Annotated in this window: 18 protein-coding genes; 11 read left to right on the top strand and 7 right to left on the bottom strand. The window is 64.3% G+C overall.

Annotated features, from left to right (window positions below; genetic code table 11):
- The first annotated feature begins 13 nt into the window (after positions 1-13).
- Genes ACN9M3_RS29985 through rsmA form a run of 4 tightly spaced genes read left to right on the top strand, consistent with a single transcriptional unit; the run spans position 14 to position 5,569 of the window.
- Positions 14-2,248, top strand: coding sequence for an LPS-assembly protein LptD (locus ACN9M3_RS29985; protein WP_426319540.1), 2,235 nt, complete (start codon positions 14-16; stop codon positions 2,246-2,248).
- A gap of 26 nt (positions 2,249-2,274) precedes the next feature.
- Positions 2,275-3,684: a peptidylprolyl isomerase gene (locus tag ACN9M3_RS29980; RefSeq protein WP_426319539.1), complete on the top strand. Its 1,410-nt coding sequence runs from the start codon at positions 2,275-2,277 to the stop codon at positions 3,682-3,684.
- Between the two features lie 16 nt (positions 3,685-3,700).
- Complete coding sequence (pdxA, locus tag ACN9M3_RS29975) at positions 3,701-4,783, top strand: 4-hydroxythreonine-4-phosphate dehydrogenase PdxA (protein WP_426319538.1); 1,083 nt, start codon at positions 3,701-3,703, stop codon at positions 4,781-4,783.
- Positions 4,784-4,798: 15 nt separating this feature from the next.
- On the top strand, positions 4,799-5,569 hold the full coding sequence (gene rsmA / locus ACN9M3_RS29970; protein WP_426165779.1) for a 16S rRNA (adenine(1518)-N(6)/adenine(1519)-N(6))-dimethyltransferase RsmA: 771 nt from the start codon (positions 4,799-4,801) through the stop codon (positions 5,567-5,569).
- A gap of 85 nt (positions 5,570-5,654) precedes the next feature.
- Here rsmA and ACN9M3_RS29965 read toward each other — a convergent pair whose 3' ends face one another.
- From ACN9M3_RS29965 to ACN9M3_RS29955, 3 genes are all read right to left on the bottom strand, one after another.
- Positions 5,655-6,746 carry a glycosyltransferase family 4 protein gene (locus tag ACN9M3_RS29965; protein ID WP_426165777.1) on the bottom strand — a complete coding sequence of 364 codons (1,092 nt, stop codon included), beginning with the start codon at positions 6,744-6,746 and terminating at the stop codon, positions 5,655-5,657.
- 245 nt (positions 6,747-6,991) lie between these two features.
- Positions 6,992-7,567 (bottom strand): hypothetical protein, encoded by a 576-nt coding sequence (locus tag ACN9M3_RS29960; RefSeq protein WP_426165775.1) that lies wholly within the window; start codon positions 7,565-7,567, stop codon positions 6,992-6,994.
- A 12-nt stretch (positions 7,568-7,579) separates the two neighbouring features.
- A complete protein-coding gene (locus tag ACN9M3_RS29955) occupies positions 7,580-8,191 on the bottom strand; it encodes a hypothetical protein (protein WP_426165773.1) in 612 nt (203 codons plus the stop codon).
- 136 nt (positions 8,192-8,327) lie between these two features.
- Here ACN9M3_RS29955 and ACN9M3_RS29950 point away from each other — a divergent pair, with 136 nt between their 5' ends.
- Positions 8,328-9,023 (top strand): HAD family hydrolase, encoded by a 696-nt coding sequence (locus ACN9M3_RS29950; RefSeq protein ID WP_426165771.1) that lies wholly within the window; start codon positions 8,328-8,330, stop codon positions 9,021-9,023.
- Between the two features lie 4 nt (positions 9,024-9,027).
- Positions 9,028-10,041, top strand: coding sequence for a heat-inducible transcriptional repressor HrcA (hrcA, locus tag ACN9M3_RS29945; RefSeq protein WP_426165769.1), 1,014 nt, complete (start codon positions 9,028-9,030; stop codon positions 10,039-10,041).
- A 4-nt stretch (positions 10,042-10,045) separates the two neighbouring features.
- Here the strand turns inward: hrcA and fur are convergent, their stop codons facing one another.
- On the bottom strand, positions 10,046-10,474 hold the full coding sequence (gene fur, locus ACN9M3_RS29940; protein ID WP_090439976.1) for a ferric iron uptake transcriptional regulator: 429 nt from the start codon (positions 10,472-10,474) through the stop codon (positions 10,046-10,048).
- A gap of 106 nt (positions 10,475-10,580) precedes the next feature.
- On the opposite strand from fur, the gene ACN9M3_RS29935 reads away from it, so the two are divergent.
- Genes ACN9M3_RS29935 through ACN9M3_RS29915 form a run of 5 tightly spaced genes read left to right on the top strand, consistent with a single transcriptional unit; the run spans position 10,581 to position 13,342 of the window.
- Positions 10,581-11,108: an outer membrane protein assembly factor BamE gene (locus ACN9M3_RS29935; RefSeq protein WP_426165766.1), complete on the top strand. Its 528-nt coding sequence runs from the start codon at positions 10,581-10,583 to the stop codon at positions 11,106-11,108.
- Positions 11,109-11,124: 16 nt separating this feature from the next.
- The gene (gene dapB / locus ACN9M3_RS29930; protein ID WP_426165764.1) at positions 11,125-11,934 is read left to right on the top strand and encodes a 4-hydroxy-tetrahydrodipicolinate reductase; all 810 of its coding nucleotides are present in this window, start codon (positions 11,125-11,127) and stop codon (positions 11,932-11,934) included.
- A gap of 7 nt (positions 11,935-11,941) precedes the next feature.
- A complete protein-coding gene (locus ACN9M3_RS29925) occupies positions 11,942-12,598 on the top strand; it encodes a MotA/TolQ/ExbB proton channel family protein (RefSeq protein WP_426319537.1) in 657 nt (218 codons plus the stop codon).
- A 4-nt stretch (positions 12,599-12,602) separates the two neighbouring features.
- Positions 12,603-13,025, top strand: a complete 423-nt coding sequence (locus ACN9M3_RS29920; RefSeq protein ID WP_426319536.1) for an ExbD/TolR family protein — start codon at positions 12,603-12,605, stop codon at positions 13,023-13,025.
- On the top strand, positions 13,025-13,342 hold the full coding sequence (locus tag ACN9M3_RS29915; protein ID WP_426319535.1) for a barstar family protein: 318 nt from the start codon (positions 13,025-13,027) through the stop codon (positions 13,340-13,342). The genes ACN9M3_RS29920 and ACN9M3_RS29915 overlap by 1 nt, the downstream gene beginning before the upstream one ends.
- Before the next feature lie 92 nt (positions 13,343-13,434).
- On the opposite strand, the gene map is transcribed toward ACN9M3_RS29915, so the two are convergent.
- The 3 genes from map to ACN9M3_RS29900 all read right to left on the bottom strand — a co-directional run bounded on the left by map (position 13,435) and on the right by ACN9M3_RS29900 (position 15,156).
- Positions 13,435-14,226 carry a type I methionyl aminopeptidase gene (map, locus tag ACN9M3_RS29910; RefSeq protein ID WP_426319534.1) on the bottom strand — a complete coding sequence of 264 codons (792 nt, stop codon included), beginning with the start codon at positions 14,224-14,226 and terminating at the stop codon, positions 13,435-13,437.
- A 15-nt stretch (positions 14,227-14,241) separates the two neighbouring features.
- Positions 14,242-14,607 (bottom strand): VOC family protein, encoded by a 366-nt coding sequence (locus tag ACN9M3_RS29905; protein ID WP_426319533.1) that lies wholly within the window; start codon positions 14,605-14,607, stop codon positions 14,242-14,244.
- Positions 14,608-14,682: 75 nt separating this feature from the next.
- On the bottom strand, positions 14,683-15,156 hold the full coding sequence (locus tag ACN9M3_RS29900) for a hypothetical protein (protein ID WP_426319532.1): 474 nt from the start codon (positions 15,154-15,156) through the stop codon (positions 14,683-14,685).
- Between the last annotated feature and the right edge of the window lie 111 nt (positions 15,157-15,267).

Genomic DNA, 15,267 nt, shown 5'->3' with positions numbered 1-15,267 from the left:
ACGCGTCCCACCCATGACCCGGTTCCTGGCACCCCCCAACCCAAAGCGCTGGGCGTTCGCCTTGACCGCCATTGCCGCCGCCACCGCGGCGATGTCCGCCCATGCGCAGTCGCATCCAGCGGCCAAGCGCCCGCCGCATGTGGAAGACAAGAATGCACCGACCACCATACGCGCCGAAGACATGGCCGGCCGCCCCGAGCGCGACTTGCGCCTGATGCGCGACGTGGAAGTCGTGCACGACAAGACGCGCGTGACCGCCGACTCGGCCAGCTTCCAGCAGGTGGAGCAGGAGCTTGAGGCCAAGGGCAATGTGCGCCTGTGGCGCTTCGGCGACTATTACACGGCCGATGAACTGAAACTGAACCTGGAAACGGCGCGCGGCTATGCGCTGCAGCCGACCTACCAGCTGGAAGCCAATAACGCCCAGGGCAAGGCGCAGCGCATCAACTTCCTGAACGACGACGAAGCCCAGGTGGTCGATGGCACCTACAGCACCTGCCAGGGCCCGAACCCGGACTGGTATGTGAAGGCGCGTTCGCTGAACCTGGACCAGGGGCGCGACGTCGGCACGGCCGGCGCCACCCTGATCTACTTCAAGGACGTGCCGATCCTGGGCACGCCGGCCATGTCGTTCTCGCTGTCGGGCGCGCGCCGCTCCGGCTGGCTGCCGCCGACGCCGTCGTACTCCTCGCGCGGCGGGGCCGAGCTGGTGCTGCCGTATTACTTCAATATCGCGCCCAACCGCGACCTGACGCTGTACCCGCGCTACATCGCGCGCCGCGGCCTGCAACTGGGCGGCGTCGCCCGCTACATGGGCGAGACCGACGCCGGCAACTACTACGAGGGCAGGACCCTGCTCGAGTACCTGCCGAACGACAAGGAAGCCAATCGCGACCGCTGGCAGCTGCATACGGTGCACACGCAGCACCTGACCGAGGACTGGACCTATGGCTGGAACCTGCGTGCCGCGTCGGACAATAACTACCCGAGCGACTTTTCCAAGACCGTGGCCTCGTCGTCCGAGCGCCAGCTGCTCAAGGAGCTGCGCACCGATTACGGCGGCGAATACTGGAGCCTGACAGCGCGCGCGCAGAAATACCATGTGCTGCAGGATCCGGGCTATCCCGCGGACCCATCGCTGTTCGTCTCGCGTCCCTACGACCGCCTGCCGGCCATCAACCTGCACGCGGCCCGTTACGACGTCGGCGGCTTCGACTGGCAGCTCGATTCCGAGCTGACCCGCTTCTGGCACCCGGACATGATCAAGGGCAACCGCCTGGTGGCGGTGCCGCAGCTCAGCTACCCGATCATCGGCGCTTCCTATTTCGTGACGCCGAAAGTGATGCTGAACGCCAGCGCCTACCAGCTTGACGCCTTCGGCAGCGACCCGTCGCGCTCGCTGCAGCGCGCGGTGCCGACCTTCTCGCTCGACTCGGGCCTGATCTTCGAGCGCGATACCAAGTTTGCCGGCAAGAAGCTGACGCAGACCCTGGAGCCGCGCCTGTTCTACGTCTACACGCCGTACCGCAAGCAGGACCAGTACCCGAACTTCGACACCGCGCCGGCCACCTTCAACTTCTCGCAGATCTTCAGCGAGAACCGCTTTGTCGGTTCCGACCGCATCGGCGACGCCAACCAGGTGACGGCGGCAGTCGTGTCGCGCTTCCTGGAGTCGTCCGGCGCCGAGCGCCTGCGCCTGGCGTTCGGCCAGCGCTTCTACTTCGCCGACCAGCGCGTGCAGATCGACAATTCAACGCCGGTCAACAGCACCCGTTCCGACATGCTGCTGGCGGCCACCGGCCGCATCTCCAATTCCTGGGGCATCGACAGCCTGGTGCAGTACAACCCGAGCACCAGCAAGGTCACCACCTCGAATATGTCGCTGCAGTACCAGCCGGGCACCTACAAGGTGCTCAACGCCGGCTACCGCTATGTGCGCGACAGCTTCAAGAATGCCGACCTGTCGACCCAGTGGCCGATCTCGGACAAGTGGTTCGGCGTCGGCCGCGTGTCATACTCGCTGCGCGAGCACAAGATGCTGGAAAGCGTGGTGGGGCTGGAATACAACTGCGATTGCTGGGTATTCCGCATGGGCGCGCAGCGCTTCGTCACCACGGCCAAGAAGACCTCGACCCAGTTCTTCTTCCAACTGGAGTTGAACGGCTTGTCCAAGCTCGGTTTCGGCAACCCGCTGGAGGTGCTGAAGAACAGCATTCCTGGCTATCGCCGCGTCAATGAAGGCCGTTAAGCTTTCGATTTCATCCACACTGATACATGAGCGTTTCAGATATGCACCCGATCAAATTAGCTGTTGCCCTGCTGTGTGCTTCCCTTGCCGTCCCGGCCCTGGCGCAGGACGCCAAGCCTGCCAAGCCGGCAGTGCCGGCAGCCGCTGCTGCCAAGGCGGCGCCATCGAAGGGCTTCACGCCGCCGGGCCAGTCGGCCAACGCGCCGATCGACGCCATCGCCGTCATCGTCAACGATGAAGTGATCACCCAGCGTGAACTGAACGAACGCGCGGCCACCATCGTGGCGCGCATGCAGCAGCAGAAGCTGGCCGTGCCTGACCAGGCCGAACTGCGCAAGCAGGTGCTCGAGCGCATGATCGTGGAGCGCGCCCAGCTGCAGCTGGCCAAGGAAATGGGGGTGCGGGTGGACGACAATATGCTCGACCGCGCCATTGCCCGCATCGCCGAGCAGCAAAAGATGACGGTGCAGCAGCTGCGCAACCAGATGGAGAAGGAGGGCACCACCTTCGCCTCCTTCCGCGAAGAGATCCGCGAAGAGATCATCATGCAGCGCCTGCGCGAGTATGAGGTCGACAACAAGATCACCATCGGCGAAGCGGAAGTGGACAGCTTCATCGCTGCCGAGAAAGCGGCGGCGTCCGAGCAGTTCGAGCTGAACATCTCGCAGATCATGGTGCGCATCCCGGAAAATGCTTCGCCCGAAGTGCTGGGCCAGCGCCAGAAGCGCGCCGAAGAAGTGCTGCGCCAGCTGCGCACCGGCGCCGACTTCGCCAAGATGGCCGCCACCTATTCCGACGCGTCCGACGCGCTGCAGGGCGGCGCCGTGGGCTGGCGCCCGGGCAGCGCGCTGCCGCCGATCTTCGCCGAGGCGCTGAACAAGCTGAAGCCGGGCCAGAACACCCCGATCATCAAGAGCGCGGCCGGCTTCCACATCCTGAAGCTGGTCGACAAGCGCAGCATGGCCGAAGCGGCTGCCCAGGAAACCGTGCAGCAGACCCATGCCCGCCACATCCTGCTGAAAGTCACGCCGACCATGAGCGCGGCCGACGCCAAGCGCAAGCTGCTGGAACTGAAGGAGCGCCTGGACAACAAGGCGGCCAAGTTCGAGGAGCTGGCGCGCCTGTTCTCCAACGACAGCACCGCCAGCAAGGGCGGCGACCTCGGTTGGCTGTACCCTGGCGACACCGTGCCCGAATTCGAGCAGGCCATGAACGGCCTGAAACTGGGCCAGGTGTCCGAACCGGTCGAATCGTCCTTCGGCTACCACCTGATCGAGGTGCTGGAGCGCAAGACCGACGACGTCTCGAAAGAGAAGCAGCGCGCCGCGGCCCGCAACGCCCTGCGCGAGCGCAAGCTGGTGGAAGCGGTGGAAGACTGGCAGCGCCAGGTGCGCGACCGCGCCTACGTCGAGTTCCGCGACGAATCGTTGAAATAAGCAGGCGGGGGACACCATGAGCGCCAACCTGCAAGCACGTCGCCCAGGTGTGCGCCCCGGGGTTCGTCCGGTGATTGCCATCACCACCGGCGAGCCGGCCGGCATCGGGCCGGAAATCGCCATCCGCGCCGCCTGGGCCATGCGGCACCAGGTCAATGCGGTGCTGGTGGGCGACGCCGCCTTCCTGGCCATGACCGCCTCGGCCATCGATCCCGAGATCCGCATCAGCGCCGTCACCACCATGGCGGCGCGCAATGCCGGCCTGCCGCACTTCGGCGCGGACCGCCTGTGCGCGCTGGACATCCCGCTCGGCGCCCATGTGCAGCCGGGCGTCTTGGACAAGGAAAACGGCCGCTACGTGCTGGCCACGCTGGACGCCGCCATCGAAGGCATCCGCGCCGGCTGGTTCGAAGCCGTGGCCACCGCCCCGGTGCAGAAATCCACCATCAACGACGCCGGCGTGCCCTTTTCCGGCCACACCGAATACTTTGCCGAGCAGACCGGCACCGCGCGCGTGGTGATGATGCTGGCCGGCCAGCCGCGTGCAGCCGCCCGCGCAGAAGATGCGCCGCCCTTGCGCGTGGCGCTGGCAACCACCCACTTGCCGCTGAAGGAGGTCAGCGCCGCGCTCACGCAAGAGAGCCTGGCGCAAACGCTGGACATCATCCAGGCCGACCTGCGCGGCAAGTTCGGCATCGCCGCGCCGCGCATCCTGGTGGCGGGCCTGAACCCGCATGCCGGCGAAAACGGCTACCTGGGGCGCGAGGAGATCGATACCATCACCCCGGCGCTGGAAGCTGCGCGCGCGCGCGGCATCGATGCGCGCGGCCCGTACCCGGCCGACACCCTGTTCCAGCCCAAGTATCTGAAAGACGCCGACTGCGTGCTGGCCATGTACCACGACCAGGGCTTGCCGGTGCTGAAGTACGCCACCTTCGGCCACGGCATCAACATCACGCTCGGCCTGCCGCTGATCCGCACCTCGGTCGACCACGGCACTGCGCTCGACCTGGCCGCGCAAGGCCTGGGCCGCGCCGACTGCTCCAGCATGCAGGCCGCACTGGAGGCGGCGCTGCAGATGGCGCAGGCCAGCCAATAAGCAGAAAGAACAACCATGAAACACATTGCCCGCAAACGCTTCGGCCAGAACTTCCTGCAGGACGACCGCGTCCTCGGCGACATCATCGATTCCATTGCGCCGGCCGCCGGCGACACCATGGTGGAAATCGGCCCCGGACTGGCCGCCATGACCGACCTGCTGCTCAAGTCCCTGCCGCACATGCACGTGGTGGAACTGGACCGCGACCTGGTGGCGCGCCTGGAAAAGCGTTACCCACGCGAAAAACTGACCATCCACGCCGGCGACGCGCTGAAGTTCGACTTTGGCTACATCCCGGTGCCGGAAGGGAAAAAGCTGCGCGTGGTGGGCAACCTGCCGTACAACATCTCTTCGCCGCTGCTGTTCCACCTGGCCGAATTCGCCCCCATCGTGCAGGACCAGCATTTCATGCTGCAAAAGGAAGTGGTGGAGCGCATGGTGGCCGAACCCGGCACCAAGGCCTACAGCCGGCTGTCGGTGATGCTGCAATGGCGCTACCGCATGGCCCTGCTGTTCATCGTGCCGCCGGACGCCTTCGACCCGCCGCCGAAAGTCGATTCGGCCATCGTGCGCATGATCCCGATCGAGCAGCCGCTGGCCTGCGACCCGGCACGGCTGGAAGCGGTGGTGCAGAAAGCCTTCTCGCAGCGCCGGAAAGTAATCCGCAACTGCGTGGCTGGCATGTTCACGCCGGAGCAGCTGGAAGCGGCCGGCATCAACCCGCAAGACCGCCCGGAAATGGTGCCGGTGGAAGCCTACGTCGCGCTGGCCAACCTGCCTGTCTGATTGAAAGTCGGGGTCAGGTCTGGCAATCCGCCACAAATTTCGCATAGCGAAATTTGTGGCGGATTGCCAGACCTGACCCCGACTTTCATGTGGCGATCAGTTCCAGCACCTGGTCTGCCACGCGCTCCCAGGTGAACGATTTGGCGTACTCGAGGCTGCCGGCGCTGGCGCTGAGCCAGTAGGCGGGCTGCTCGAATTTCTGGATTTCCCGGGTCCAGGCGGCGGCATCGAGGTGGGCGGCGTAGCGCGGGTGTTCCCCGGCCCAGGCCTTGATGCTGTCGAGCCCGTGGGTCAGGACGGGAATCCCGGCTGCCATCGCTTCCAGGATGGTCAGGCCAAAGCTTTCGTGGTCGGTCGGGTGCAGCAGCAGGAAGGCCTGGCGCAGGATGCCGATCACTTCTTCCTGGCGCTTTCTGCCGTGGAAAGTCATGCTTGGCTCGTTGCCGTACTTGGCCAGCAGGCTGTCCAGCAGCGGGCCGTCGCCGACGATGTCGAGGTGGTAGCCTTGCCGGGCCAGGCCGCTTTGCATGAAAAAGTCCGCCAGCCAGTCCACGTTCTTGCTGCCATCCAGGCGGCCGATGTACAGCAGGCGCTTGCCGGCCGGGTAGGCCGGTGGGCTGGGCGGGAAGAAGGCGCCGTCCACGCCCAGCGGCAGCGACTGGATCTCCAGGCCCCATTTCCGTCGGGTCTTTTCCGCTGCGCGGTATCCGAGGTAAAACACGTCCTTGGCCGGCACGCGCTTGAAGAAGCCGCGCAGCGATACGCCCGGCAGGAAATGGCGGCAACGCTGGCGCAGCGCCGGGTAGCGCTTCGACAAGAGGTAGGCATCGGCTTCGTAGAAGGTCACGATGTAGTCGTAGCGCGACAGGTCCATGCCGCTTTGCCCGAGCGAGCGGAAAAAGCTGTAGCTCTCGATCTTGAACGGACTGGTCATGAGCAGCTTGCTGAGCACTCGGTTCAGCTTGCTGTCGCGGGCGATGAACGGCAGGGTAAGCAGCTTGACGCCTTCCAGGTCGACCAGGCGCTTGCGGCCTGCGCCGGGCTCGCCGCTGAGCAGGGTGATCTGCGCCTTGTGCTTGAGGCGCTGGCAGAACTGGCTGACCACCGTTTCGGTGCCGCCAATATAGCCGGCAACGGTGGGGCAAATGAACAGCAGGTGTAGTTTTTCTTGTTTCAAGCGGTGCTTGCCTTCTACTTGGGGACGCTCTCGAAAAGTAGCCGACTATAGCTTACCAGCGGCGCAGCCAGCAAGGCTGACCCGGCGAGGGCAAGGTGGTCGGCGCCGGAACAAAAAAAAGCCCGCTCAGGGAGCGGGCTGAATCCATTTCTGTTAAGAAGTGGAGGAGACAGGTGTAATTATGCTGCGTCGCGGCATATTGTTCCAATTTATTTTTGGAATTCCAGTCATTCCACTTGCTTATATCACGCCGGGTTGCAGACCACTTGCACGTTGTTGCGGGGCTCGTCGCCCATTACGCCGCTACCGTTGAGGACTTCGCACTTCAGGCCGGGCGGCTGGGTCAGGACGCTGATGCCGTAGGCGGTGCCGACCGGGAGCAGGTTGGGCAGGGCGAAGGTGGTGGCGCCCTTGGCGACCACAATGCTCGAACTACCGTTCACCAGCGTCAAGTCGCCAGTGGTCAAGCGTTCCACGGTGCCGGTGACGGCGTAGGCGTTCTGGACGCAACTGATCTGGATGTTGATCGAGGTGGTGTGGCCAGCCGAACCGACATTGGTGCCGCCCAGGAAGTCACAGGTCATGTGCGCCGGCTGCTGCACGATCTCGACCTTGTATTCGGTGCCGTAGCTGATGCTGTTGGGGAAGCTGAAGGTGGTGGCGCCAGCTGGCACTTCGACGGTGTCGCCGGCAGCGGTTTTCAGCTTCAGGCCACTGTTGTTCAGGCCGGAAATGGTGCCGCCAATGGTGAAACTGGCTTTGCCGCCGCAGGCTGCCAGGGCGACGGCCAGCAGGGCCGCGACAAGGAATTTTGCTTTCATCTGGACTCTTTCTTAGTTGCAGGTAACAGTCACGATCAAGTTGAAATTGATATCCTTACTTGGCTCGATTTTGCCGGTACCGTTGCCGTTGGTGCCACCGGCGACCGTGCATTTCTGGCTGGGGTTGGTCGGTTGGTTCAGCACGGTGACCCCATACACGCTGCCGTTGCCGATCGGGGTGGCGAACTGCCAGCTGCCGTTGGCGGCCACGTTCACGGTCTGGGCCCCGTTGGCCAGCACCAGGCCGCTGCCGGCCAGGCCGCTGACCGTGCCGCCCAGCGGGTACGGGTCGGGGGTGCAGGTCACGACGGTCTGGTTGTAGGTGTAGTAGTTGATCTTGCCGGTGTTGTTGGCCAGCTTGCAGCTGACGTTGGCCGGCACGCTCTTGATGCTCACATTGAACTGGGAGTCCGGAGCCATCAGCGTCTTGAAGGAATAACTGCCGTTGCCAGCGGTGGTGATGGTCAGGTCGTCGCCGCCATTGTTCTGCAGCACCAGGTCGCCGCGGTCCAGTCCGAGGACCTGGACTACCAGGGCGATGCTGCCATTGCCCTTGCCGCCGCAGGCGGCCAGTCCGGCGACGCACAGCAGCGCGGCGGCGGCAGACAGATACTTACTCTTCATTCCACTTTCTCCAGTCGGTTGCGCGCGTCGCGCGGTCAAATCGGCGCCTATTTTAGTGCATTTGCACCATCCATAGCCGATTTGGCCAGCTTTTCCCTTGTAACAGCTTGCAACCGCGGCGCGGTACAATGCGCCCATGAAGCCGAAAGCCATCCTGTTCGACCTGGACGACACCCTGTGGCCGATCGCGCCTGTCATCGCTGAAGCGGAGCTGACGCTGCACGCCTGGCTGGCGGCCCATGCGCCCAGGGTGGCGGCGCAATGGTCGATCGATGCCTTGCGCGCGCACCGCGCCGAACTGGCGGCGGCCCAGCCGGAACTGCTGATCGACCTGGGCCAGCTGCGCCGCGCCAGCTTGCACGCGGCCTTTGCCGCGGCCGGCGAGGACGCCGCTCATGTCGAGGGCGCGATGGCGCACTTCTTTGCCGCGCGCAATGCAGTCACGCCGTACGACGATGTGCTGCCGGGCTTGCTCAAGCTGCGCCAGCATGTGCAGCTGGGCACGATTTCCAATGGCAATGCCGACCTGGAAGTGATCGGCCTGGCCCACCATTTCGAGGTATCGCTGGCGGCGGCCCGTTTCGGCGCGGCCAAGCCGGCGCCGGACATCTTCCGCGCGGCCTGCCAGGCGCTGGGCGTGGCGCCGCACGATGCGGTGTACGTGGGCGACGACCTGGCGCTGGACGTGGCGGGGGCGCAGGCGGCCGGCTTGCGCGCGGTGTGGATGAACCGACACGGCGCCGGCCTGCCGGACGGTGCGCCGCAGCCGGACGCGATTTGCGCCACGCTCGATGAATTGCTTGCGTGGCTGGAACAACAGTTGGCAGAATAGGCCTATGCATCTCGATATCCGTGCCCAAACCCTGCTCAAAGCCCTGGTTGAGCGTTACATCGCCGACGGCCAGCCGGTGGGCTCGCGCGCCCTGTCCAAGATCTCCGGGCTGGAGCTGTCGCCGGCCACCATCCGCAACATCATGGCCGACCTGGAAGAGCAGGGCTATGTGGCCAGCCCGCATACTTCGGCGGGACGGGTGCCGACCCCGCGCGGCTACCGCATCTTTGTCGACACCCTGCTGACGGTGCAGCACATCGATGAAAGCGCGGTGCAGGCCAGCCTGCGCGCGGCCTCGCCGCAGCCGCAAAAGCTGATTGCCAATGCGGCCCAGATGCTGTCGTCGCTGACCCAGTTTGCCGGCGTGGTGCTGGCGCCGCGCCACGAGTCGGTGTTCCAGCAGATCGAATTCCTGCGCCTGGGCGAAAAGCGGGTGCTGCTGGTGATTGTTTCACCCGGCGGCGACGTGCAAAACCGCATCCTGCTGACCGACGTCGATTACACGCCGGCCCAGTTGCAGCAGTCGGCCAATTTCATCAACCAGCACTATTCCGGGCTGTCGTTCGAGGACGTGCGCGGGCGCCTGCAGCATGAGCTGCGCCAGTTGCGCGACGATATGGGGCGCCTGATGCAGGCGGCGGTGGAGGCGGGCAGCGAGGCCATGGCCGAATCGGAAGACATGGTGATCGCCGGCGAGCGCAACCTGCTGTCGGTGGCCGACCTGTCCTCGAACATGAGCTCGCTGCGCGCGATGTTCGACCTGTTCGAGCAAAAGACCGGGCTGATGCAGCTATTGGACGTGTCGTCCAAGGCCTCCGGCGTGCAGATCTTCATCGGCGGCGAATCGCAGCTGGTGCCGATGGATGAAATGAGCGTGGTCACCGCGCCCTATGAGGCCAACGGCAAGATCGTGGGGACGCTGGGGGTGATCGGGCCGACCCGCATGGCGTACGAGCGGGTGATCCCGATTGTCGATATCACGTCGCGGCTGCTGTCGAACGCGCTGAGCAACCACTGAAAAATCAATGCTTGTGCGGGCAGTTGACCTTGGTGCAGCTGCCGTAGATGGCCAGCGCGTGTTCGGCGATCTTGAAGCCGCGCTCGGCGGCGATGCTTTGCTGGCGCTTTTCAATCTCTTCGTCGACGAATTCTTCCACCCGGCCGCAATCGAGGCAGACCAGGTGGTCGTGGTGCGAGCCTTCGTTGAGCTCGAAAATCGCCTTGCCGCTTTCGAAATGGTTGCGGTTGAGCAAGCCGGCCTGTTCGAACTGGGTCAGCACGCGGTACACCGTGGCCAGGCCGACGTCCATGTTTTCGGCCAGCAGCAGCTTGTACACGTCTTCCGCCGTCAGGTGGCGCACGGGGCTGCTCTGGAAAATATCGAGGATCTTCAGGCGCGGCAGGGTAGCCTTCAGGCCGGAGGCCTTCAGGTCGGTAGGGCTGTTACTCATGTTTGCTAACGTCAGTTGCGGGAAGTGCTTTATGATATAGCGTTTTAGGCACTTCTGCTCACGGAATTGAGGTATGCATAATATGCGTTTGACCCCGCTGTCTTTGTTGCAACGTAGCACTCCGCTGCTGGCTGCCGCCCTGTTGGCTGCCTGCGCCAGCAAGCCAGCCACCGTGGCCCCGGTGGAAGCCTCGCAGGGGGCCCAGACCACCCAGATCACCAAGACGCAGAAATTCCTGTGGTTCTTCTCGCCCTACCGCCCCGATATCCAGCAGGGCAATTTCGTGTCGAAGGAGATGCTGGCCCAGCTCAAGAACGGCATGACGAAGGACCAGGTCAAGTTCCTGCTCGGCACGCCGCTGATGGCCGATGCCTTCCACGGCAAGCGCTGGGACTACCCGTTCCGCCTGGCCAAGGGCAATGGCGAGCTGACCACCAGCACGGTGGTGGTGTTCTTCGACCAGGATGACAAGGTGGCCAGCTTCGAGGGCGGCGACCTGCCGACCGAACAGGAATACATCGCACGCATCGCCGGCCCGATCAAGGAATTCAAGAAGTCCGAGGATGCCAAGGGCAACCTGGCGCCGGGCAAGGCGCCGCTACCGGGCGGCCAGGAATCGGGCACCAAGCAATAACCGAGGAAACAGCGAGATGACGCAACTGAATATCGCCATCGCCGGCGCCAGCGGCCGCATGGGCCATATGTTGATCGAGGCGGTGCAGAAGGCGCCCGAGGCACGCCTGTCCGGCGCGCTGGACCGCGAAGGCGCGCCGGCCCTGGGCAGCGACGCCGCTGCCTTTACCGGCCAGCCGGCCGGCGTGGCCATCACCGCCGACCTGGCCGCCGGCCTGGCCGGCGCCGACGTGCTGATCGACTTCACCCGCCCGGAAGGGACCCTGGCCCACCTGGCCTACTGCGCCGAGCATGGCGTGAAGATGGTGATCGGCACCACCGGCTTCGATGAAGCGGGCAAGGCGGCCATCGCGGCGGCGGCGCAAAAGACCGCGATCGTGTTCGCGCCGAACATGAGCGTGGGCGTCAATGTGACGCTGAAGCTGCTGGAGTTCGCCGCCAAGCAGTTCGACCTGGGCTACGACATCGAGATCATCGAGGCGCACCACCGCCACAAGGTCGATGCGCCGTCCGGCACCGCGCTGAAAATGGGCGAGGTGATTGCCGATGCGCTGGGGCGAGACCTGAAGGAGTGCGGCGTGTTCGCGCGCGAAGGCGTGACCGGCCCGCGCGATCCGTCCTCGATCGGCTTTGCCACCGTGCGCGGCGGCGACATCATCGGCGACCATACCGTGATGTTTGCCACCGAGGGCGAGCGCATCGAAATCAGCCACAAGTCTTCTTCGCGCCAGCACTACGCCAACGGCTCGCTGCGCGCGGCACAATGGCTGGCCGACAAGAAGACCGGCTTGTACGATATGTACGACGTGCTGGGCCTGAACGGCTGATCGGCTGATGGAGCACTTTACCTTCGCCAGCTACTGGCAGCGCGGCGACGCAATCAGCCATGCCGTGGCCTACCTGCTGCTGGCGATGTCCCTGGCCTCCTGGTTCTTCATCCTGTGGAAGGGCTGGGCTTCGTGGCGCATCCGGCGCGCGGCGCCGGTGGTGCAGGCGTTCTGGGACGCGCCCTCAGTGGCCGATGGCGTGGCGCTGATGGCGGCGCGCGACCAGGAGCGAATCTTTGCGGCTGTGGCGCAGGCCGGGGCGCACCAGCTGGCGCACGCCAAGGGCGGCAGCATCGCCGCCGAAATGGGGCGCTCGGAGCAGGTCACGCGCGTACTGCGCGATGCGATCCATGTCTCGACCACGCGGCTGGAATCGGGCCTGACCTTGCTGGCGTCGATCGCGTCGACCGCGCCGTTTGTCGGCTTGCTGGGCACCGTGTGGGGCATCTACCACGCGCTGGCGGCGGTGTCGGCGCAGGGCACGGTGCAGATCGACAAGGTGGCCGGTCCGGTGGGCGAGGCGCTGATCATGACCGGCGTCGGCCTGACCGTGGCGATTCCGGCGGTGCTGGCGTATAACGGCTTTAACCGCATCAACCGCATCACGCTGTCCGAGCTCGACGCCTTCGCGCACGACTTGCACGCTTACCTGGCCAGGGATTGAACTGATGGCATTCGGCTCCTTCAACCATCACCGGCAGAAGGAATCCATGGCGGACATCAACGTCACGCCGATGGTGGACGTGATGCTGGTGCTGCTGGTGATCTTCATCATCAGCGCGCCGATGTTTACCAGTGCAGTTCAGCTGGAACTGCCCAAGGCGCAGGCCAAGGCGCTGCAGCAGGAGGCCGATACCGTGACCCTGGCCATCGATGCCGCCGGCACGGTTTACTGGAATAACGATGCCTTGCAGCCGGGCGAGCTTGAGGAGCGCCTGGCCGAGGCGGCGGGCTTGCCGCAGCAGCCGGAGTTGCAGCTGCGGGCGGACAAGGATACCCGCTATGAAGTGGTGGCGCAGGTGATGGCGGCGGCGCAGTCGCATGGCCTGACCCGTCTTGGTTTCGTCACCGATCCGAAGGAAAAGAAATAATGGCTGTTGCTACGTTAAACGGGGCCGTAATCGGCGATGAGGCGGCTTTTCATGCTGCCTGCCAGGCGGAACTCGGGTTCCCGTCGGGGTATGGCGCGACGATCGATGCCTGGGTCGATTGCCTGTCCTATCTGCGCGATGAGGACAATATGACGCGCTTCCGGCTCAAGCCCAATGAGGTGCTGGAGATTGTTATTACCGATGCGAGGAAGATGCCGGCGGATTTGCTGGAAGAGATCAGCTATTGCGTCGGCGGGATCAATGAGCGCTATGAGGATTATGGTGAGAAGCCGGCGTTGAAACTGACTTTGCGCTAGAACCGGTAAACCGGTGTCTGACCCGCAGGGTCAGACACCCGGTACGCGGCCGCCGCAGGCCAGGTGTCTGACCCTGCGGGTCAGACATCGAATTACCGGTTTTGCTCGCCGGGCGCCAGCGTCAACACGTCGAAGCCGGTCTCGGTCACCGCCACCATATGCTCCCACTGCGCCGACAGCGACCTGTCGGCCGTGACCACGGTCCAGCCGTCCGGCAGTGCGCGCGTGGCGTGCTTGCCTGCATTGATCATCGGCTCGATGGTAAACACCATGCCCGGCTCCAGCAGCAGGCCGGTGCCCGGGCGGCCGTAATGCAGCACCTGCGGGTCTTCGTGATACACCATGCCGATGCCGTGGCCGCAATAGTCGCGCACCACGCTGTAGCCGGCCGCTTCGGCCAGCTTCTGGATCGCGTGCCCGACGTCGCCCAGGCGGTTGCCCGGCTTGACCGCGCGAATGCCGGCCCACATCGCGTCATACGTCACTTCGCACAGCTTCTGCGCCGCTTTTGACGGCGTGCCGACGTAGTACATGCGGCTGGTGTCGCCGAACCATTCGTCCTTGATGACGGCCACGTCGATGTTGATGATGTCGCCATCCTTCAGCACCTTCTTCGGGGTCGGGATGCCGTGGCATACCACCTCGTTGACCGAGGTGCAGACGGTGCCGGTGAAGCCGCCGTAGCCGACGTTGGCCGGGATGACTTTCTGGGTGTTGACGATGTAGTCGTTGCACAGCTGGTCCAGCTGGGCGGTCGAGACGCCCGGCTTGACGTGCGGTGCGATGAAGGTCAGCACGTCGGCCGCCAGTTGGCCGGCCACGCGGGCCAGCTCGACCTGGTCGGGCGTCTTGATCAGGATGGATTTGTTATTGCGTTTGCGCATAGGGGGTGCATGGTATCACGCGACCTTGGCCCTGTCGAAATGCGGGTTCTCAATCAGGCCGAGGACATTGCCGAACGGGTCGGCCAGCTCGGCCACCTTGATGCCTTCGCCCACTTCCTGGATTTCTGAGTGAGTGCTTGCTCCCAGTGCGAGGATGCGCTGGACTTCTTTGGCAATGTCTTCCACGCCCCAGTAGACCTGGCTGCCGGCCTTGCCGGGTTCGCCGTCCGGCAGCAGGCCCAGCTCGAAGCCGCCAATTTCAAAGCCGACGTAGAAGGGCTGGTCGAAGTAGGGCTCCATCTGGAATACCTTGCTGTACCAGGCTTTGCCGGCTGCCAGGTCGGGGGTGGGGTAAATCGCGGTGCGCAGGCCTTTGATCATGGTGTTCTCCTCCAGTGGGTGGTTGATGGCCGCATCTTGCCATGCCGGCCGCCGCCGCGATTGGAAAAATGGAAACTAGTCGCGCTTGTTGGCCTGTTCTTTCTGCGCATTTGCCGCACGATAGGCAGCGCGGCGCGCTTCGGCTTCCTGTGCGTAGCGCAGGCGCAGGGCCAGCGTCCATTCGCGCGAGCCGGGCATCTGGATGTAAATGGCATCCCATGCGCTACGCGTTGAGCCCAGCGACACTTGTACGAATTGGTTGGGTGACATGGTCCTGCCTTGGTGGACCAGGTCGTCACCGACGATGACGGCATAGCGGGTCACAGCGTAATTGGAGGTCCTTAGCCGCGTGCCTTCTGGCAGGAACAGTGATTTCCAGCGATAGCCTCGCTGTGAGGCAGGCTTGGCCAACTCGCGCTGGCGTTCCAGCCAGTCCCGAATGGCGAGATCGGCGACGATGGCGGGGGCAACTTCGCTGTGTTCGCCCTGGTATTCCAGGAAGGCGCGCAGCGTGGGCGCGGAAAGCGCTATACAGAGGGTCGGTAACACGTTCGTCTCCTTCGCGAGAACCTTAGATTTTTGCCCTCAATTGGTCTGACCAAAGTTAGATTTTGGTAGATTTTTGAGAGCGCGAAACTTTAGACAAGCGAAACGCCGAAA

It is taken from the genome of Pseudoduganella sp. R-43, assembly GCF_049913255.1.
In the GTDB taxonomy this organism is placed as follows: domain Bacteria; phylum Pseudomonadota; class Gammaproteobacteria; order Burkholderiales; family Burkholderiaceae_D; genus Rugamonas.
Note: the sequence above shows the minus strand (reverse complement) of the source record. Positions and strands in the feature narration are given on the sequence as shown.